The 18,694-nt window shown below is 72.2% G+C and carries 19 protein-coding genes; 9 read left to right on the top strand and 10 right to left on the bottom strand.

Features of this window, described 5'->3' with window-relative positions; all coding sequences use genetic code 11:
- The first annotated feature begins 18 nt into the window (after positions 1-18).
- Genes HJG45_RS23335 through hpxZ form a run of 3 tightly spaced genes read left to right on the top strand, consistent with a single transcriptional unit; the run spans position 19 to position 3,037 of the window.
- Positions 19-864 carry an alpha/beta hydrolase gene (locus HJG45_RS23335; protein WP_171615612.1) on the top strand — a complete coding sequence of 282 codons (846 nt, stop codon included), beginning with the start codon at positions 19-21 and terminating at the stop codon, positions 862-864.
- A complete protein-coding gene (gene atzF / locus HJG45_RS23330; protein WP_171615610.1) occupies positions 861-2,651 on the top strand; it encodes an allophanate hydrolase in 1,791 nt (596 codons plus the stop codon). The genes HJG45_RS23335 and atzF overlap by 4 nt, the downstream gene beginning before the upstream one ends.
- Entirely contained in the window at positions 2,651-3,037 is a 387-nt protein-coding gene (gene hpxZ, locus HJG45_RS23325; protein WP_171615608.1) for an oxalurate catabolism protein HpxZ, read from the top strand. Before atzF ends, hpxZ begins: the two co-directional genes overlap by 1 nt.
- Positions 3,038-3,062: 25 nt before the next feature.
- On the opposite strand, the gene HJG45_RS23320 is transcribed toward hpxZ, so the two are convergent.
- Positions 3,063-4,265: a Zn-dependent hydrolase gene (locus HJG45_RS23320; RefSeq protein WP_171615606.1), complete on the bottom strand. Its 1,203-nt coding sequence runs from the start codon at positions 4,263-4,265 to the stop codon at positions 3,063-3,065.
- Between the two features lie 352 nt (positions 4,266-4,617).
- Between HJG45_RS23320 and HJG45_RS23315 the strand changes: the two genes are divergently transcribed.
- A complete protein-coding gene (locus HJG45_RS23315; RefSeq protein WP_171615604.1) occupies positions 4,618-5,136 on the top strand; it encodes a MarR family winged helix-turn-helix transcriptional regulator in 519 nt (172 codons plus the stop codon).
- Positions 5,137-5,194: 58 nt separating this feature from the next.
- Here the strand turns inward: HJG45_RS23315 and HJG45_RS23310 are convergent, their stop codons facing one another.
- Positions 5,195-5,983, bottom strand: coding sequence for a cyclase family protein (locus HJG45_RS23310; protein WP_171615602.1), 789 nt, complete (start codon positions 5,981-5,983; stop codon positions 5,195-5,197).
- Between the two features lie 38 nt (positions 5,984-6,021).
- A complete protein-coding gene (locus tag HJG45_RS23305) occupies positions 6,022-6,807 on the bottom strand; it encodes an SDR family NAD(P)-dependent oxidoreductase (RefSeq protein ID WP_171615600.1) in 786 nt (261 codons plus the stop codon).
- Between the two features lie 103 nt (positions 6,808-6,910).
- On the opposite strand from HJG45_RS23305, the gene HJG45_RS23300 reads away from it, so the two are divergent.
- Positions 6,911-7,249: a 2Fe-2S iron-sulfur cluster-binding protein gene (locus HJG45_RS23300; protein WP_171615598.1), complete on the top strand. Its 339-nt coding sequence runs from the start codon at positions 6,911-6,913 to the stop codon at positions 7,247-7,249.
- Positions 7,246-9,090, top strand: a complete 1,845-nt coding sequence (locus tag HJG45_RS23295) for an NAD(P)/FAD-dependent oxidoreductase (RefSeq protein WP_171615596.1) — start codon at positions 7,246-7,248, stop codon at positions 9,088-9,090. Before HJG45_RS23300 ends, HJG45_RS23295 begins: the two co-directional genes overlap by 4 nt.
- A gap of 170 nt (positions 9,091-9,260) precedes the next feature.
- On the opposite strand, the gene HJG45_RS23290 is transcribed toward HJG45_RS23295, so the two are convergent.
- Positions 9,261-10,580, bottom strand: coding sequence for an MFS transporter (locus HJG45_RS23290; protein WP_368040663.1), 1,320 nt, complete (start codon positions 10,578-10,580; stop codon positions 9,261-9,263).
- Between the two features lie 166 nt (positions 10,581-10,746).
- Positions 10,747-11,256: a cupin domain-containing protein gene (locus HJG45_RS23285; protein WP_171615592.1), complete on the bottom strand. Its 510-nt coding sequence runs from the start codon at positions 11,254-11,256 to the stop codon at positions 10,747-10,749.
- A 138-nt stretch (positions 11,257-11,394) separates the two neighbouring features.
- Here HJG45_RS23285 and HJG45_RS23280 point away from each other — a divergent pair, with 138 nt between their 5' ends.
- Entirely contained in the window at positions 11,395-12,420 is a 1,026-nt protein-coding gene (locus HJG45_RS23280) for a TRAP transporter substrate-binding protein (protein WP_171615590.1), read from the top strand.
- Positions 12,421-12,428: 8 nt separating this feature from the next.
- On the opposite strand, the gene HJG45_RS23275 is transcribed toward HJG45_RS23280, so the two are convergent.
- The 5 genes from HJG45_RS23275 to HJG45_RS23255 form a co-directional block, all read right to left on the bottom strand.
- Positions 12,429-13,391 (bottom strand): dihydrodipicolinate synthase family protein, encoded by a 963-nt coding sequence (locus HJG45_RS23275; protein WP_171615588.1) that lies wholly within the window; start codon positions 13,389-13,391, stop codon positions 12,429-12,431.
- Between the two features lie 33 nt (positions 13,392-13,424).
- Entirely contained in the window at positions 13,425-14,036 is a 612-nt protein-coding gene (locus HJG45_RS23270) for a thiamine pyrophosphate-dependent enzyme (protein WP_171615586.1), read from the bottom strand.
- 3 nt (positions 14,037-14,039) lie between these two features.
- Complete coding sequence (locus tag HJG45_RS23265) at positions 14,040-14,570, bottom strand: thiamine pyrophosphate-binding protein (protein ID WP_171615584.1); 531 nt, start codon at positions 14,568-14,570, stop codon at positions 14,040-14,042.
- A gap of 89 nt (positions 14,571-14,659) precedes the next feature.
- Positions 14,660-15,064 carry a VOC family protein gene (locus HJG45_RS23260; RefSeq protein WP_171615582.1) on the bottom strand — a complete coding sequence of 135 codons (405 nt, stop codon included), beginning with the start codon at positions 15,062-15,064 and terminating at the stop codon, positions 14,660-14,662.
- Positions 15,065-15,205: 141 nt separating this feature from the next.
- Positions 15,206-16,405: an acyl-CoA dehydrogenase family protein gene (locus HJG45_RS23255; protein ID WP_171615580.1), complete on the bottom strand. Its 1,200-nt coding sequence runs from the start codon at positions 16,403-16,405 to the stop codon at positions 15,206-15,208.
- Positions 16,406-16,598: 193 nt separating this feature from the next.
- Here HJG45_RS23255 and HJG45_RS23250 point away from each other — a divergent pair, with 193 nt between their 5' ends.
- Together HJG45_RS23250 and HJG45_RS23245 are read left to right on the top strand one after the other, a co-directional pair.
- Positions 16,599-17,207, top strand: coding sequence for a TetR/AcrR family transcriptional regulator (locus HJG45_RS23250; protein WP_171615578.1), 609 nt, complete (start codon positions 16,599-16,601; stop codon positions 17,205-17,207).
- Between the two features lie 115 nt (positions 17,208-17,322).
- Positions 17,323-18,693, top strand: a complete 1,371-nt coding sequence (locus HJG45_RS23245; RefSeq protein WP_171615576.1) for an FAD-containing oxidoreductase — start codon at positions 17,323-17,325, stop codon at positions 18,691-18,693.
- Position 18,694 lies beyond the last annotated feature (1 nt).

Here is an 18,694-nt window from a genome sequence, read left to right as displayed (position 1 = left end):
CCGCGCCGTGGAGGCAGCATGACGCAGACCGGCCTGCCCGGCTTTTGGGCGAGGGCGACCCAGGCGGAGCGCGACGCCGCCTATGACAACACCCGCGCCGTCGCTGACAGCGCGGCGCTGATCGCCGCGCGCGTGGCGGCCTCTGCGCCGCTGCGCGCCAGCCATGGCGGCACCCTCGACCTGCTCTATGCCGCGGGCGAACGGACGCGCTGGGACCTCTTCCCCGCCGCCGATCCCGGCGCGCCCTGCCTGGTCTTCGTCCATGGCGGCTACTGGCAGCGCAACCGGCGCGAGGATTTCGCCGCGTTGGCCGAGGGAGCGTTGGCCACGGGCTGGTCGGTGGCGCTGCCGGGCTACACCCTGGCGCCGGAGGCCTCGCTCACCCGGATCACGGGCGAGATCCGCGCCGCGCTCGACTGGCTGCGCGCCGAGGGGCCGGGCCATGGCATCGCCGGCCCGGTGCTGCTCTCCGGCTGGTCGGCGGGCGGGCATCTCGCCGCCGCCTGCCTCGATCACCCGGCCGTCGCCGCCGGCCTCGCCATCTCCGGCATCTTCGAGCTGGCGCCGATCCGCGACACGGTGCTGAACGACAAGGTGCGGCTGACCGCGGCGGAGATCGACACCCTCTCGCCCCTGCGCCGGCCCATGGTGCCGAAGCCGCTCGGCATCGCCTATGGCACGGCCGAGCTGCCGGAGCTGCAGCGGCAATCGCGCGACTTCCATGCGGCGCGTGAGGAGGCGGGCTGCCCGAGCCCGCTGATCCCCGTCCCCGGCGCCGATCATTTCCGCATCCTCGATGCCCTGCGCGCGTCCAACGGCCTCCTGCTGCGGGCCGCGGCCAACCTGCTGCGGCAGGCCGCATGACCGCGCCGGAGGTCTTCACCCTGCCGGCCCTCGCCGGCTTCCACGCCGCGGGCGGCAGCCCGGTCGCCGTGGCGGAGGCGGCGCTCGCCCGCATCGCCGCCTGGGCCGATCCGGCGCTCTTCCTTGCCACGGTGCCGCCCGAGGCGGTGCGGGCCCGCACCGCCGCCCTCGCCGCCGAGGGGCCGCGCGGCCGGCCGCTCTACGGCGTGCCCTTCGTGGTGAAGGACAATATCGACGTTGCAGGCCTGCCGACCACCGCCGCCTGCCCGGCCTACGCCCATGTCCCGGCCGCGGATGCGCCGGCCGTCGCCCGGCTGCTCGCCGCCGGCGCCGTGCTGCTCGGCAAGACCAATCTCGACCAGTTCGCCACCGGGCTGAACGGGACCCGCAGCCCCTTCGGCACGCCGCGCAACCCGGTGGCGCCGGACTGCATCCCGGGCGGCTCCTCCTCCGGCTCGGCGACCGCGGTCGCCGCGGGCATTGCCGCCTTCTCCCTCGGCACCGACACCGCGGGCTCCGGCCGGGTGCCGGCGATGGCGAACAACATCGTCGGGCTGAAGCCGAGCCTCGGCCTGGTGCCGACCCAGGGGGTGGTGCCGGCCTGCCGCTCACTCGACTGCGTCTCGGTCTTCGCCCTGACGGTCGCCGATGCGGCGGCGGTGCTGGAGGTGATCGCCGGCCCGGCGCCCGGGGATCGCTATTCCCGCCCGGCCCCGCCGCACTGGCAGGCCCGGCCGGCGCCACAGCCCGCCTGGCGCTTGGCGGCGCCGTGGCCGGAGCAACTCGTCTTCGACAGCCCGGAGGATGCGGCGCTCTATGAGGCGTCGCTGGCGCGGGCGGCGCTGGATGGGACGCTGCTGCGGGTCGATATCGCGCCCCTGCTCGCCATCGCGCGACGTCTCTATGACGGCGCCTGGGTGGCCGAGCGCACCGCCGCGCTGCGCGAGATGGTGGAGCAGCGGCCGGAAGCGCTGCACCCGGTCACCCGCGGCATCCTCGCCGCCGGGCTCGAGAAGCGGACCATCGAGGCCTGGGAGGATTTCCACGCCGCCGCCGAGGCCCGCCGCCTGGCGCGCGAGCTCTTCGCCAGGGTCGATATCCTGCTGCTGCCGACGGCGCCCGGCCTGCCGGACCTCGCCGCCCTGGCGGCCGAGCCGGTCGCGGCCAATAGCCGGCTCGGCACCTACACCAATTTCGTCAATATCTGCGACCTCAGCGCCCTGGCGGTGCCCGCCGGCTTCCGCGCCGATGGCCGGCCGGCGGGCGTGACCCTGGCCGGCCCGGCCTTCGCCGAGGCGGGCCTCGGCGGGCTCGGTGCGGTGCTGCATGCCGCGGCCGGGGTCGGGCTCGGCGCCTCCGCAGCGCCAGTCCCGCCGCCGCCCAGGCCGCCGCCGCTCGCGCCCGGCGAGCTGCCGCTGCTGGCGATCGGCGCCCATATGGCAGGCCTGCCGTTGAACCCGCAGCTCCGCGGGCATGGCGGGCGCTTCCTCCGCGCCGCCCGCACCGCGCCGCTCTACCGGCTGCACGACCTCGGCAACCGGCCTGGCATGGTCCGCGTCGCGGAGGGCGGGATGGCCGTCACGGGCGAGCTCTGGGCGCTGCCGGCAGCGGGGATCGGGCCCTTCCTCGCCGAGATCCCGGCACCGCTCGGCTTCGGCCGGGTGACGCTGGAGGACGGCTCGACGCCGCTCGGCTTCCTCTGCGAGGCCGCCGGCATCATCGGCGCGCCGGACATCTCCGCCACGGGCGGCTGGCGCGCCCATCTGCAAATGCGAAAGGACGGGTGATGGAGGTCGATATCCCGGAGGTGCTGGCCGAGGTCCGGGCCGCCTTCGCCGCCTATGAGGCGGCGCTGGTCGGCAATGACGTCGCGGTGCTGCAGGACCTCTTCCGCAAGGATGCGCGGACCCTGCGCTACGGCCCGAACGAGAACCTGCTCGGCTGGGAGCGGATCGCCGCCTTCCGCGCTGCCCGCTCGCCGGTGGGGCTGGAACGGACGCTGGAGAACACGGTGATCACCACTTACGGCCGCGACTTCGCCACCGCCAATACCGAGTTCCTGCGCGGCGGCCGGTGCGGGCGGCAGAGCCAGACATGGGTGCGCTTCCCGGAAGGCTGGCGCATCGTCGCCGCGCATGTCTCGCTGATGCCGCCGCCCGACGCGGCGCCGTGACGCGCCGACCGGGCAGCGGCACCTCTCAGCCCGCGAGGTAGCGGGCCGCGCCCTCCCCGAGGATGCGCATGCAGAGGGCGAGATCCTCCTCCTTCGTATCCTCGGCCCAGTGATGGCTGATGCCGCCGATCGAGGGGGTGAAGAGCATGGCGACCGGCATGACGCGGGCGATGTACTGCGCGTCGTGCCCGGCGCCGCTCGGCATGCGCTGCCACTTGCCGGGGGCGATCGCCTCCGCCGCGGCGTCGAGCGCCGCCATCATCGCCGGGTCGCAGGGCGCGGGCATCGACTTGCTGACGCTGATCAGCTGCGCCCGGGTGCGCTCGCGCCGGTTGCTCTCCTGCACGCAGGCGCGCAGGCAGGCCTCCATCCGCTCCAGCACCGCCAGGTCGATGTCGCGGAACTGGAAGAGGATGTCCGCCCCGCCCGGGATGATGGAGGGGGCGCCGGGATCGAGGGCGATCCGCCCGGTCGTCCAGGTGCTGCGCTCGCCGCAGACTTTGGGGAATTCCCGGTCGATCATCGCCAACAGCCGCACCGCGGCGAGGCCGGCATCGCGCCGCTCCGCCATGGTGGTGCCGCCGGCATGGTCCTGCATGCCCTCGATCAGGATGCGCCACTGCCAGATGGCGACGATGCCGGTAACCACGCCGGCCTGCAGCCCGGCGCCTTCGAGCTGGGTGCCCTGCTCGATATGCATCTCGAAGAAGCCCTTGTGGCGGCCGGGCTCGAGCTGCAGGCGCGGCTTGCCGGCAAGGCCCGCCGCGGCCAGCGCCTCGCGCAGCGGCGTGCCGTCCGTGCGGTTGCGGCTGCGGTCGATCTCCTCCTCCGAGAGCAGGCCGATCAGGGACTTGCTGCCGAGGAAGCCGCCCTCGAAATGCCCCTCCTCATCGGCGAAGGCGGCGACATCGATGGGCAGGCCGGCGCGCGCGAGGGCGAGGCCGGCGACCACGCCGAGCGCGCCGTCGAGCCAGCCGGCCTCATTCTGTGATTCGATGTGGCTACCGGCCAGCAGATGCGGCCCCGGCCCGCGATGCCGGCCATAGACATTGCCGATGCCGTCGATGCTGGGCTCGAGGCCGATCTCGGCCATGCGGTCCATCAGCCAGCGCCGGCTCTCCATGTCCTGCGGTGAATAGGTCGGCCGGTGCACGCCGGTCTTGTAAGCGCCGATCTGCCGCAATTCCTGCAGGTCCCGCAGGAAGCGCTCGGTATCGATCTCCGGCATGGCGTCTGCTCCTTCTTACTGCATCGGAATAGGCTGCCGCTGGCTGGCGGCCGGCGCCAGGCGCCGCGGCGGATCGCGTGGCAGCTTCCGTGCCAGCCGGCTTCGCCTAGAGCGTGATCGCTTGAGGTGGCCTCACCGAACAGCGTGATCCACGCGATCAAACAACGCCCTGGACCATGATCCGCGACCCTGAGCGAGCGGATCATCGTCTAGCAGGCGGGCCCTCTCCGGCGGCATCGGCGCCGAGGCCCTTTCGCCATGGGGATCAGGGCTGAGGGCGGGAAATTTTTCTGTCCGGAAGCAACTCGTTTCGCTTGCCGAAAATCTGATTGCGATTGATATTATGAACGCCATGCAACTAACACACGTCCAGGGCGCCGGACCGACAGCGCCGAGCCTCCCGATCCTCGCTCCGGACGACGCCATCGACGGCGGCCCGGCCCGCGAGGCCCTGCCACCGGCGTTGCTCGCCATGATGATGATGGCGAACCGCATCATCGCGACCGAGGCGGTGCGCGTCATTCCCGACGGAAAGCTGACGCCACCGCAGTTCCGCATCCTGAACTACCTGCTCATCGCGCCCGGCGCCTCGCTTTCCGAGGTGGCGAACTATCTCGGCGTCCGGCTGCCGACCGCCTCCGTCATGCTCGTGAAGCTGGCGGCGGAGGGCTATGTGCTGCGCAGCCGGCATCCGATGTCGCGGCGGCGCATGCAGCTCGTCCTGACCGAGCAGGGCCAGGAGATGACGGAGGCGGTCCGCACCGCCCTCTTCGCCCGCCTGCATACCGGCCTCGACCGCCTCGACCCCGCCGACCGGACCCTGGTGCAGGACGCGATCCCGGTGCTCCGCCGCCTCTTCTCCGAGGTGTGAGCCGGACTGCGCGGCACAGGCAGGCCGGCCGACCAGCCGCCGATCGGTCCCCCGGCGATCAGTCGTCGATGATCGCGACCGCCCGGGTCCAGCCGGCCGAGCCGCGATGCACCTTCACCGGGAAGCAGACCACCTGGAAGCCGTCGGGCGGCAGGGCCTCCAGGTTGTGCAGCTTCTCGAGATGCGAATAGCCGATCTCCCGCCCGGCCCGGTGGCCCTCCCAGATGAGCGAGGCATCGCCCGTCTCCTGCACCCGGCGGCGGGTATGGCTGAAGGGCGCGTCCCAGGACCAGCCATCGGTGCCGACCAGGCGGATGCCGTGCTCGAGCAGCCAGAGCGTTGCCGCCTTGCCCATGCCGCAGCCGGAATCGATGTAGTCCTCCTCGCCGTAGCGCGACCCGGCGCGGGTGTTGACGACGACGATCTCAAGCGGCCGCAATTCGTGGCCGATGCGCTGGAGCTCGGCTTCGACATCGCCCGGCTGCACCACGTAGCCGTCCTCGAAATGCCGGAAGTCGAGCTTCACGCCGGGATTGAAGCACCATTCGAGCGGCACCTCGTCGATCCGCCAGGAGGGCTCGCCGCCGGGCGTCAGCCGCTCATTCATGCGCGAGAAGTAGTGGTAGGGCGCGTCGAGGTGCGTGCCGTTATGGGTGCTGATGTTCACCCGCTCGACCGCGGCGTATTCACCCTCCGGCAGCGCCTCGACCGGCACCCCCATATAGGCGGCCATGCGTGGCGCCGACTGGTGGTGATCGACATACTCGATCTGCGGCAGCATCTCCGGCGGGTCGGAGCGGATCCCGGCCTTCAGCGGCACGGAGATGTCGATGAAGCGACGGGCCATGGCGTGTCCTCCTGCCTTTGCGGTCTGCTGCCGCGCGCTCAGTACAGCGCGTAGCCGCCATCGATGACCAGCGTGTCGCCGGTATGGAAGCTGGCGGCATCGCTCATCAGATAGACCGCGATGCCGCCGAAATCGGCACCCGTGCCCCAGCGCCGCATCGGCACCCGCGGTAGGACATTGCCGGCGAACTTCGCATCCGCCGTCGCCCGGGCCGTCATCTCCGTCTCGATCCAGCCCGGCAGGATGGCATTGGCCCGCGCGCCGTAGCGCGCCAGCTCCACCGCCAGCGCCCGGATCATCGAGACCATGCCGCCCTTGGAGGCGCCGTAATGCTCGTTCCGCGCCGCCCCCTCGATGGCGGCGAGCGAGGCGGTGCCGACGAGCACGCCGCCCCGGTCGCCCGCCTCGGCCCGCGCCTTCATGTGCCGCGCCGCGGCGCGGAAGGTGAGGAAGGCGCCGCGGAGATTGACCCCGAGCACCCGGTCCCATTCCTCGACCGTGCGCTCGACGAAGGGGCCGCTGCGGCCGCCAGAGACGCCGGCATTGGCGAAGCAGCCATCGACCCGGCCGAGCACCCGCAGCGTCTCGGCGAAGGCGGCCTCCACCTCGGCCTCCTCGGCGACGTTGCAGCGCAGCGCCAGCACCCGCCGGCCAGTGGCCTCGAGCTGCGTCCGCGCCGCCGCGTTCTTCGCCTCGTTGGTGCCCCAGATGGCGATGTCGGCTCCCGCCTCCGCCATGGCCTGCGCCATGCCGAGGCCGATGCCGCCATTGCCGCCGGTGACCAGCGCCACCTTGCCCGTGAGGTCGAACCCCGCATAGGCCATGGCCATTCCCTTCCCTGCTCCGTTCCGCCCAGCCTGCACCGGCCCGGCTTGCGCCGGAAGCCCGGCCGCGCGAGAGGAGGCCCCGGCAACGGGGAGCAGCGGCATGGCGCGGATCACCTTCGTCCAGCCCGATGGCAGCCGGCAAAGCTTCGAGTCGGGCGAGGACGAGACCGTCATGCTGGTCGGCGTCCGGCACAACGTGGCGCATCTGCCGGCGGATTGCGGCGGCCAACTCGCCTGCGCGAGCTGCATGGTGGATGTGGCGGAGCCCTGGCGAGAGCGGGTCGGCCCGCCGGGGCTCGACGAGGGCGACATGATCGAGGATGCGCTCGGCGAGCGGCCGCCGGGGCGGCGCCTGTCCTGCCAGATCGGCATCACCGAGGCGCTGGACGGGCTTGAAGTGCTGCTGCCCCGGGATCGGAGGCCGGACCGCCAGGGATGAGCCGGGACCGCGCCCTTGGCATGGACCGGCCGATCCCCCGGCGGGACCTGCTGCAGGGCGCGGCGGCACTGGCGCTGGGCGGCGCGGCACCGGCGGCCGGGCTGCCCGATCCGCCGCTGCGCCAGGGGCTGCGCGGCAGCCAGCCCGGCAGCTTCGAGGCGATGCATGCGCTGGCCGCCGGCGCGCCGCTGCCCAGCGCCACCGACACCGAAGGGCCCTATGACCTGGTCGTGGTCGGCGCCGGGATCAGCGGCCTGGCCGCGGCCCTGTTCTGGCGCGATGCCAGGCCGGAGGCCCGGATCCTCATCCTCGACAACCACGACGATTTCGGCGGCCATGCCCGCCGCAACGAGTACCGCATCGGCACCCGCACCCTGCTGATGAATGGCGGGACCATGCTGATCGACAGCCCACGCCCCTACGGCGCCGTGGCAGCGGGGCTGCTGCGGCGGCTCGGCATCGAGCCCGAGGCGCTGGCGGCGCGGCATGCCGATCCGGGCTTCTGGCGGCGCCAGGGCATGGGCCGCGGCGTCTTCCTCGACCATGCGACCTTCGGTGCCGACCATCTCCTCACCGGCATCGGCGACCGGCCCTGGGCCGAGGTGCTGCGCGACTCGCCGCTGCCGTCAGCGGTGCAGCAGGACATTGCCCGGCTGCACGAGGCGCGCACCGACTACCTGCCCGGCCTGTCCTCGGCCGGGAAGAAGGCGCTGCTCGCCCGCACCAGCTACCACGACTATCTGGCCCGGATCGCCGGGGCGGGGGCGGCGACCCTGCCCTTCTTCCAGGCGATGAGCCATGGCGAATGGGGCGTCGGCGCCGATGCGGTGAGCGCGCTCGATGTCTGGGCCCTCGGCTTTCCCGGCTTCCAGGGGCTCGACCTGGCGCCGGGCGCGGCGGCGGGCATGGGCTACACCGCCGCCGGCTATGCCGAGGGCGGCTCGGCCCGCTTCCATTTCCCGGACGGCAACGCCTCCATCGCTCGGCTGCTGGTGCGCGCGCTGATCCCGCAGGCGGTGCCCGGCGGCAGCGTCGAGGATGTGGTGCTGGCGCGCGCCGATTACGCGCGGCTGGACCGGCCGGAGGCCGCCACGCGCCTGCGGCTCGAAAGCCCGGTGCTGCGGGTGCGGCAGGCCGGCGATGCGGTCGAGCTCACCTATCTCCGCCATGGCGAGGCCCGCCGCGTTGTCGCGGCGCGCTGCGTCCTGGCCTGCTGGGGGATGACGATCCCGCATCTCTGCCCCGACCTGCCCGAGGCGCAGGCGGCGGCGCTGCGCAGCCAGGTGAAGGTGCCGCTGGTCTATGTCTCGGTGCTGCTGCGGAACTGGCTGGCCTTCCGGCGGCTCGGCATCGCCCGAGCGCAGGCGCCGGGCAGCCGCTTCACCGCGCTCTGGCTCGACTGGAAGACCCGCATCGGCGGCTACGACAGCATCGGCCGGCCGGAGGAGCCGGTGCTGCTCTTCCTCTCGCATGTGCCGACCGCGCCGGGCCTCGACCAGCGCGCCCAGCATCGGGCCGGCCGCGCGGCGATGCTCGCCACCACCTTCGAGGAGTACGAGCGGGACCTGCGCGACGAGCTGCAGCGCCTGCTAAGCGCCGGCGGCTTCGAGGCGGCGCGCGACATCCTCGGCATCACGGTGAACCGCTGGCCGCATGGCTATGCCTATGAGTACAACCCGCTCTTCGATCCCGCCTGGCCGCCGGGCGAGGCGCCGCACGAGATCGGGCGCCGCCGCTTCGGCCGCATCGCCATCGCCAATTCCGATGCTGGCGCCGCCGCCTATACCGACAGCGCCATCCACCAGGCGCATCGCGCGGTGACGGAGCTGCTGGCGGATTGAGCGGCGGCGGGCGCGCCCTGCCCACCGCCGCCTGACCCTGTTGCGCCCATCAAAACCCTCGCTGCCCGTTGCCCTGCTGCGGCTTTGCCGCAGCAGGCTGCGACGGTTCCTGGGCAGGAAGGGACTGCATGGGGCCCCGCAAAGCCGCGAAGCGGCTTTGCGGGGAGTTCCTATTGCGCCGGCGCCGGCGCCACCGTCGGGTCGAGCTCGATCGCCGGGATCGGATCGCGGACGATCACCGCATAGGCGACGGCGCAGAAGACGGCGAGGCTGGCACCGACCAGCAGGGCCGGGGCGAAGCTGCCGCTTCCCTCGACGATGAAGCCGGTCGCCGTCGGCGCCAGGGCGCCGCCGAGATAGCCGCCGAAATTCTGCATCGCGCCGAGGGAGGCGGTGCAGTTCGCCGGCGCCACGACCGAGACCATGGCCCAGGCCGTCGCGGTCGCGACATAGCCGAGGAACATCGCCGCCGAGATGAAGGCGATCGCCAGGCTGTTGCTCGGCGTCCAGGCGGCCAGCGCGGTGCAGAGCCCGGCCCCGGCGAGCGAGATCGCCATCGGCCATTTCCGGCTGTTGACCGGCGAGACGCCGCGGCGCGCCAGCACATCCGTCAGCCGGCCGCCGAGCAGGCTGCCGACCACGCCGAAGGCGAAGGGGATGGCGGCCAGCACGCCGGTATCGCGGATGCTGATATGCCGCTCCATTTCCAGATAGGCGGGCAGCCAGGAGGCGTAGATCCAGAGGGTGTAGATGACGCCGAAGAAGCCGATCAGCATCCCCCAGGTGGTGCGGAAGGTGAACAGCCGCCGCCACTCCACCAGGGTGAGCTGCGTGGTCTCCCCGGTCGCGTCGCCCTCGGTGAGATGCGCCCGTTCCTCCGGTGTCAGCGCGACCTCGCCGGGGTTGCGGTAGATGGCATAGGCGATGACCGCGACCGCTACCCCGGCCAGGCCGACGATGAGGAACATCCAGCGCCAGCCGACATAGAGCATCAGGAAGGTCAGCACGGGCACGGAGACGGCGGTGCCGAGCGTCGAGGAGCAGTTCCAGATGCCGGTCGCGGTGCCGCGGTCGCGGGCATTGAACCAGTCCCGGCTCACCCGCGCCGCGGTCGGGAATTGCGGCGCCTCGCCGATGCCCAGCAGCATGCGCGCGGCGAAGAATTGGGTGAAGCTGTGCACCAGCCCGCCGGCGGCCTGGGCGATGGACCAGAGGCCGAGCCCGAGCGAGAGCATCCGCCGCGGCCCGAAGCGGTCGACCAGCGCCCCGACTGGGAGCTGGGAGAAGGCATAGGCCCAAAGGAAGGCGGAGAGCAGCAGCCCCATATCGCCGACCGAGAGGCCGAGCTCCTCGCGGATCAGCGGGTTGGCGACGGCGAGCGTCGCACGGTCGATGTAGTTGATGACGCCGCTCAGCACGAGCAGCGCCAGCGCGATGCGCTGAGTCCGGACAATTCGTGGGGTCCGGCCCGGCGGCAGCGAAGCCGACACGGCCAAGGCGAGTCCTCCCGCTATCTGCCTGTCCCGGCGAGAGCGAAGGAGAAACGCCGGGGGCATGTTGCGGCCATTCGACGGCCGCGCGCGGCGGCTCCGTTCCCGGGCGGCTCCGCGTGGCCGGCATAGTCCCATGCCACGCGGCCTGCAAATCGGCGCCGGCTCAGCTGGCCGGCGGCAGAGTGCCGAAGACGGTCTCGGCCTCGATCTGGCGGACATTCTCCGGCCGCGGGAAGGGCGGCGGTGGCGCCTCGTCCTCGGCCCGCACCCGGCCGATGCGGGCGAAGAAGGTCTCGAGCCCGCCCGGCATGATGCACCAGACGAAGGTCAGCGGCCCGCTGCCGGTATTGTGGAAGCTGTGCGCCCGGTTGCGCGGGAAGAAGAAGCAGGAGCCGGGCCGCATCGGATGCACCGCGCCCTCGATATGCGCCTCCCCCTCACCGGCGATGACGAAGATGACCTCCTCGTTCTGGTCGTGCAGGTGCTCGCGCACATGGCAGCCGGGATCGACGGTCTGGGTGCCGAAGGCGAAGGGCGTCTCGGAGCCGGTGCTGGCGCCGTCGAGCAGGCAGCGCACGAAGCCGTTGGCCGGCACCGGCTGCCAGAAGCTGAGCGCCTCCCCCGGCTGCTGCACGATCAGGCGGGCGGGGCTCTGCGGGGCGGTGTCGGGCATGGCGGCTCTCCGGCGCGGCGGCGCGAGTGTCGGGCCGCGGCCCGCCACGCCGCAAGCCTTGCGGCGGCGTGCCACCCGTGGAACCTTCCGTCTGGGAGACACGCCGCGCGGCCACCGCCTGCCGGGAGACGAACCACCATGCCTCGCTGGACCGCCCGGGCCCGGAGAGCCCGTTCGCGCCTTGCCTCCCTCGCCGCGGCGCTGGCGATCGCGCTGCTGCCCACGGCGCTGCCCATGGCGCCGGCCTTCGCCCAGACGCGCTGGGTCATGGCCACGCCCTATGCCGAGAATTTCCACACCCAGAACATCCGCCAGTTCATCGCCGATCTCGACCAGGGGACCGGCGGCCGGATGCAGGTGCAGCTGCACAACAATGCCAGCCTGCTGCCCATGGCGCAGATCAAGCGCGGCGTGCAGACCGGCCAGGTGCAGCTCGGCGAGATCCTGCTCTCGGCCTATGCCAACGAGGACCCCTTCTTCGAGGTGGACGGCGTGCCCTTCCTCGCCTGGACCTGGCCGCAGGCGGAGGCGCTGAACGCGGCGACCGAGCCCTATATCCGCGCCCGGCTGGAACGGCAGGGCCTGACCCTGCTCTACATCGTCCATTGGGATGTCCAGGGCTTCTACGCGAAATCCGAGATCCGCAGCGTCGCCGACCTGAAGGGTAGTCGCTTCCGCGCCTACAACACCGTCACCGCCCGCATGGCCGAGCTGATGGGGGCGACGCCGGTGACCGTGCAGCTCGCCGAGGTCAGCCAGGCCTTCGCCACCAACGTCATCACCGCCATGTTCACCTCGGCCCAGAGCGGCGTGAACGTCACTGCCTGGGAGTTCACCCGCGCCTGGACCAATGTCGGCGGCATGCGGACGCGCAACGCCGTCTTCGCCAACACTCGCGCCCTGCAGGCGCTGGATGCGCCGAACCGGGAGGCGTTGCTGGCCGCCGCCGCCCGGGCCGCCACGCGCGGCAAGGAGCTGGCGAAGCAGGCCGAGGTCACCCAGGCGGAGCGGCTGCGTGCTCAGGGGATGCTGCTGCCGCAGCCGAGCGAGCAGCTCATGGGCGAGCTGAAGGGGATCGGCGAGACACTGACCGCCGAGTGGGTGCAGCGCGCCGGCCCCGAGGGGGCGCAGATGCTGCAGGCCTACCGCGCCGCCCTGCGCTGATCCCGCCGCTATTCGGCGGCGAGACGCTCCGCATCCAGCAGCCCGGCCGCTGCCAGGGCCTGGCCGATCCGGCGAATCTCCGCCGGGCCGAGTTTCTTCAGCGGCGGCCGCACCACCGCGCGCGGCAGCTTGCCGAGCAGCACCAGCGCCTCCTTCATGCGGTTGTGCATGTCGAAGAAGGGCTCGGCATAGAAGGCCTGGGCGGTCGGGCGGATGCGGGCGTTCAGCGCCTGCGCCGTCGCCATGTCGCCGCGCTGCACCGCCTCGAACAGCCGCGCCTGCAGATCGGCGATGACGCTGCCTGAGCCGGAGAGCAGCCCGGCGGCGCCGGTGACGAGCGAGGCGAAGAGCCAGGCGCTGTGGGTCGAGAGCACATGCACCGGCCGGCGCAGCCCCTGCAGCACCTCGATATGCCGCTCCGCCAGCGCCGGGTCGTTGCACCAGTCCTTGATGGCGCGGATGCTCGGCACCTCCTCGGCGAGCCGTGCCAGGGTGTCGAGCGGATAGGTCAGGCCGGTCACCGCCGGATACTGGAACAGGATGAGCGGCAGGTCCGTCGCGTCGGCGATGTGCCGGACATGGTCGGCCAGGCAATCCGGCCGGGCGGCATTGCCGCGCGAGAGCACGCCGGACGGGAAGACCAGCAGGGCCGAGGCGCCGCCAGCCGCGGCGCGCCGGGCGATCTGCGCCGCCTGCAAGGTGCCGTCGGCATGGACGCCGTTCACCACCGGCAGCCGGTCGCCCACCGTCTCCAGCGTCAGCGCCAGCACGCGCTCCTGCTCCTCCGGATCGCAGGAGGCGACCTCGGAGGCATGGGCGTTGGTGGTGATGGCGCTGAGGCCCGGGACGGCGGCGACGTCGCGCAGATGCGCCGCATAGGCGGCCTCGTCGATCGAGAGGTCGTCATGGAAGGGCAGCAGCACGGCGGGGATGACGCCGCGCGGCTCGAATCCCGGGAAGCGGCTCGGCATGCGCTGCGTCCTCCTCTCCTCCGCTGGCCCGGCTCAGCCGGGCAGCTTGCTGGTCTTGGTGCCGAGGCCGCGCATGAAGCGGTCCCGGATCTGCGGCGGGTCACGCTCGGTCTGCGCCGCCGGCCCCTGGTCGTCGAGCTTCAGGCCGATCAGATGCGGCCCGTCGGTGGCCAGGGCGTTGTCGATCAGCCGTTCCAGATCCGCCTCGTCGGCCGCCCAGGCGGCGCCCGCGATGCCGCAGCCGCGGGCGATGGCGACGTAATCCGCGCCGCCCGCCGCCGGCGTCGCCTGGCCGCCGGTGATCTGGTAGGTGCCGTTGTCCATCACCAGGATGGCGAGGTTGGCCGGGCGCAGGGTCGCGACCGTCGCCAAGCAGCCGAGTTGCATGAGCAGCGAGCCGTCGCCCTCCAGCGCGAAGACCCGGCGCTGCGGCTGCGCCAGCGCGACGCCGAGCGCGATCGGCACGGCGAGGCCCATGCTGCCCAGCATGTAGAAATTCTGCGGCCTGTGCCCGGCGGCCCAGAGGTCGAAATTGCTGTGGCCGATGCCGCCGATGACGGCTTCCTCGCGCTGCAGCCGCGCCACCAGCCGCTTCGTCGCATCGAAGCGGTGCAGCCGCTTGGCATTGTGCGCCGTGGTCGCCATGGCTCAGCTCCCCGCCTTTACCGGCGAGGCCTTGGCGCCGGTCAGCAGCGGCGAGAGGACCAGCGCCGCCGGCTGCTGCGTCATCAGCGCCTGCCTGATCACCCGGTCGGCGATGAAGCCACATTCATCGAGCCGCGTGATCACCTGATGCGGCATGGCCAGCGCCTCGAGGGTCGGCCGCATGGTGCGCCAGACCGCCGCCTGGCCGAGATTGAACTCGCCGAGCGTGCCGCGCTCGCTGATCATCAGCAGCACCGGGATCTGGAAGGCGCAGGGCAGGCTGGCCAGCACATTGGCCAGCGTGGCGAAGCCGCTAGTCTGCATCAGCACCATGCCGCGCATGCCGGCCATCGCCCCGCCGGCCACGATGCCCACCGCCTCCTCCTCCCGCGCCGTGGTGAAGGCCGTGAAGAAGGGATCGGCATGGATGGCGGCGATGAGCGGCTTCAGGACGTTGTCCGGCACATAGGGGATGAGGCGAATCTCGTTCGCCTTCAGCACCTCCAGCACGATCTCGTGCCAAGCCTGGCTCATGGACGCTTCCCGTTATCGCCTCGGTCTTGCCCGCATCATCGCCCAAGGGGCGGGATCGCGCCAGATGGGCGCCGCTCGGGCGGCGCCGGTCAGGCGGCGGGCGTCTCGGCCGGCGGGTAGTTCAGCTCGACCGCGACGCCGTCCGGGTCGCGGATGAAGAGCTGGGTCTGCCGGTCGCGCGGGATCACCCGCACCTCATGCGCGATGCCGCGCTGCGCCAGGCGCTGCTTCATCTCGGCAAGCCCGGTGCAGGAGAAGGCGATGTGGTCGAGCAGCCCGGTCGGCCCCGCCTCGCGCGCCGCCGGATGGCCGTCATCGCTGCGCGGGCCGATCAGGTGCACGGTCGGGTTGTCGCCGACATAGAGCCAGTAGCCCGGGAAGGACAGCGGCGGCCGGTAGCCGACCTCGAGCCCCAGCACGTCGACATAGAACTCCCTGGTCCGCTCCAGGTCCACCGGGCGGATCGTGTAGTGGTTCAGGCCTTCCAGCGGCATGTCGCGAGTCCTCTCCCATACGAACGGACCGGTCGCTTGACCGGTCCGAGGTCCCGAACGGGGCCCGCAGCGTATGCTGCGAAGCCAAGCAAACCGGAGGCTTGCGCCCGGCGACCGAGGGGCACCGGTACCAGGCGGCGGTCAGAAGAAGCGGCCGGACGGGTTCATCCCCAGGAAATGCTGGCCGCACATCTCGAGATGCGCGGTCCGGCCCTGCACCTGCTGCGCCGAGGCATGGATGTCGCGCATCCGGCGCTCGAAGGGGCCGCCGACCATGATCGCGCTCGCCCCCGCCTCGTGATAGGCCCATTCGGCCACCTCCTTGGCGCGGTGGATGGCCGAGGTGGTGGCGAGGCGGACCATGGCCCGCTCCTGCATGGTGATGTGGCCGCGGCTGCGCGCCACCTCCCATGCCTCCTCCAGCACCTCGACCAGCCAGGCGCCGGCCGAGCGCAGCTTCGCCTCGCATTGCGCGATGCCGTTCTGGATCACCTCGCTCTCCCGCATCGGCCGCGTCATGGCGGCACCGGTCTTGGTCCGCGCCATGCTGGTGAAGGCATCCAGCATGCCGCGGGCGATGCCCATGGAGACGCCGGCGAAGCCCGCGGCATAGAGGTTGGTGGTGGTGAACTTGTAGAGCGGCGAGTCGATCCGGCGCTCGGCATCGCTGTCGCGGCAGACGCTGAAGGCCTCCGGCACGAAGAGCTCGTCGAAGCTGTAGGTGTCGCTGTTGGTGCCGCGTAGGCCGACGACGTTCCAGACATCGTGGAAGCGCACCGCCTCGCGCCGCACCAGCATCGTGCGCTCGGCCTCGCTGCCATCGGGGTTGCGGCGGATGGAGCCGTCCGGCTCGACGAGGCGGCAATGCCCGCCCATCCAGCTCGCATGCCGGTTGCCGCTGGCAAAGCCCCAGGTGCCGGAGACGCGGTAGCCGCCAGGCACGGCATGGGCGGTGCCGGTGCCGAAGCCCCAGGCAAGCACCGCGCGAGGGTCGCCCCAGACCTCCCAGGCCGCCTCGGGCGCCATATAGGCCGCGGCGAAGGAGCAGCCCGAGGCCTGGCCGAGGCACCAGGCCGTCGAGCCGTCGGCGGCGGCGATCGCCTCCTCCATGCGGAAGAAGGTGGCGGGCCGTACCTCCTCGCCATTGTAGGCGCGCGGCAGAAGGGTCCGGAACAGGGCGGCGCCGTGCAGGGCGTCCAGCACCTCGGGCGTCAGCGCCTTGTCGGATTCGATGCGGGCCGAATCCGCCTCGATGCGGGCGGCGATGGATCGGGCCCGGGCCACGGGATCGGTGCCGACCCGGATCGGCGAGAGGCCGTCCATCTCCAAGGCTGCGCTCATTGGCCGTCCTTCCGCGATGCTGGGGCCACGATGTTCGGTCGCCCGACCAAATCTCGACGAGCGGGCCCGTCCGTGTCAAGCAGGCGGCAGCACGCTATAGGGACTGCGGGGACGAGGCATCGACGCGGCCATGGACGGATCGAGAATGACGGTAACAGAGCAAACCAGGCCCGCTGCGGAGGCCACCGCCAGCGTGCGCGACCGCATCCTCGACGTTGCCCAGTCGCTCTTCTCCGAACAGGGCTATGCCGCCACTTCTACCCGGGCGATCGCCCAGCGGGCGGGGGTGAACCTCGCCCAGCTCCATTACCACTTCGGCGCCAAGCGCGACCTGTTCAAGGCGGCCTATCTGCGGGGCGCCAGCCAGGTGACCGAGGCGCGCCGGCGCGCCCTTGCCGAGGCGCGAGCGGGGCGAGGCGGCGGGCCGATCCCGCTCGAGGAGCTGGTCCGCAGCTTCGTGACGCCCTTCATGCTGAATGGCCAGACGCCGGAGGGGCGGGCCACCATGCGCATGCATGCGCGGCTGCACACCGAGCCGGACGACATCTCGAAGGAGGTGCTGAGCGCCGTCTACGACGAGACGACGCTCGACTATCTCGGCGAGTTCGCCCGCGTGCTGCCGCATCTCGACCGGCAGGTGCTGTGCTGGCGGGTCTATTTCATGATGGGCGCCTATCGCTACACGCTGCTGCGCACCGGGCGGCTGGAGATGATGTCGGACGGCGCCTGCGACAGCGGCGACTTCGACCGGGCGGTCACCGAGATCGTGCCCTTCCTCTGCGCCGGCCTCAGCGCGCCCTGACGCGGCCGGCGGTCCGGGAGGGCCGCCATCACCATGGCATGACCGGCCACTGGACGGGCCGAGCCGGGATGCGGCCCCGGCGTTCCCTCCGGCGGCATCTGGGCGGGAGCGGGACATGGCGGAGTACGACGCGATCGTGATCGGGGCCGGGCAGGCCGGACCCTCCCTCGCCTTCCGCCTCGCGGCCAGCGGCCGGCGCGTCGCCATGATCGAGCGGAACAAGGCCGGCGGCACCTGCGTCAACACCGGCTGCACCCCGACCAAGACCCTGGTGGCGAGCGCCCGGGTGGCGCAGCTCGCCCGGCGGGCGGCGGAATACGGCGTGGTGCTCGCCGGCGAGGTCGGCATCGACTGGCCGCGGGTCCGCGCGCGGATGGAGGGGATCGTCGCCCGCTCGCGCGACGGCCTGGCGCAGTCCCTCGCCACGACCGAGAACATCGCCTTCCTGCACGGCCATGCCCGCTTCACCGGCCCGCACCGCGTCGCGGTCGATGACCAGACGCTGACCGCGCCCTGGATCTTCCTCGATGTCGGCGGGCGCGCCGCGGCGCCGCCGATCCCGGGCCTCGAGACCGTGCGCTGGCTCAGCAACAGCGACCTGCTCCGCCTCGATGCCCTGCCCCGGCATCTGGCGATCATCGGCGGCAGTTATATCGGGCTGGAATTCGCCCAGATCTTCCGCCGCTTCGGCGCCATGGTGACGGTGGTGGAACTGGCGCCGCGGCTGATCCCGCGCGAGGACGAGGAGGTCTCGGCGGCGGTGCAGGCGCTGCTCGAGGCGGAGGGCGTGACCGTCCATTGCGGCGCCAAGGGGCTCGCCCTGGCGCCCGCCGGCGAGGCGGTGGCGGTCCGCATCGAGGGCGTCCCGGAGATCCAGGCCTCGCACCTGCTGCTGGCGACCGGCCGGCGACCCAATACCGACGATCTCGGCCTGGAAGCCGCCGGCATCGCCCGGGACGCGCGCGGCTACATCACGGTCGACGACGCGCTGGAGACCAGCCAGCCCGGCATCTGGGCGCTCGGCGACTGCAACGGCCGCGGCGCCTTCACCCATACCGCCTACAACGATTACGAGATCGTCGCCGCCAACCTGCTCGATGGCGAGCGGCGCCGGGTCACCGACCGGCTGCCCTGCTACGCCCTCTTCACCGACCCGCCGCTCGGCCGCTTCGGCATGACCGAGACCGAGACCGAGGCGCGCGCCGCCGGGCACCGGCTGCTGGTCGGGCGGCGGCCGATGACGCGGGTGAACCGCGCCGTCGAGAAGGGCGAGACCCAGGGCTTCATCAAGATCGTGGTCGATGCGCAGACCCACCGCATCCTCGGCGCCGCCATCCTCGGCGTGGAGGGCGACGAGGCGATCCATGGCCTGCTCGACCTCGCCCATGCCGGCGCGCCAGCCCCGGTCATGCAGCGGGCGGTGCATATCCACCCCACCGTCTCCGAGCTGATTCCGACCGTGATGGGCGACCTGCAGCCCGCCTGAC

The organism is Roseicella sp. DB1501 (assembly GCF_013112485.1).
GTDB lineage: Bacteria > Pseudomonadota > Alphaproteobacteria > Acetobacterales > Acetobacteraceae > Paracraurococcus.
Note: the sequence above shows the minus strand (reverse complement) of the source record. Positions and strands in the feature narration are given on the sequence as shown.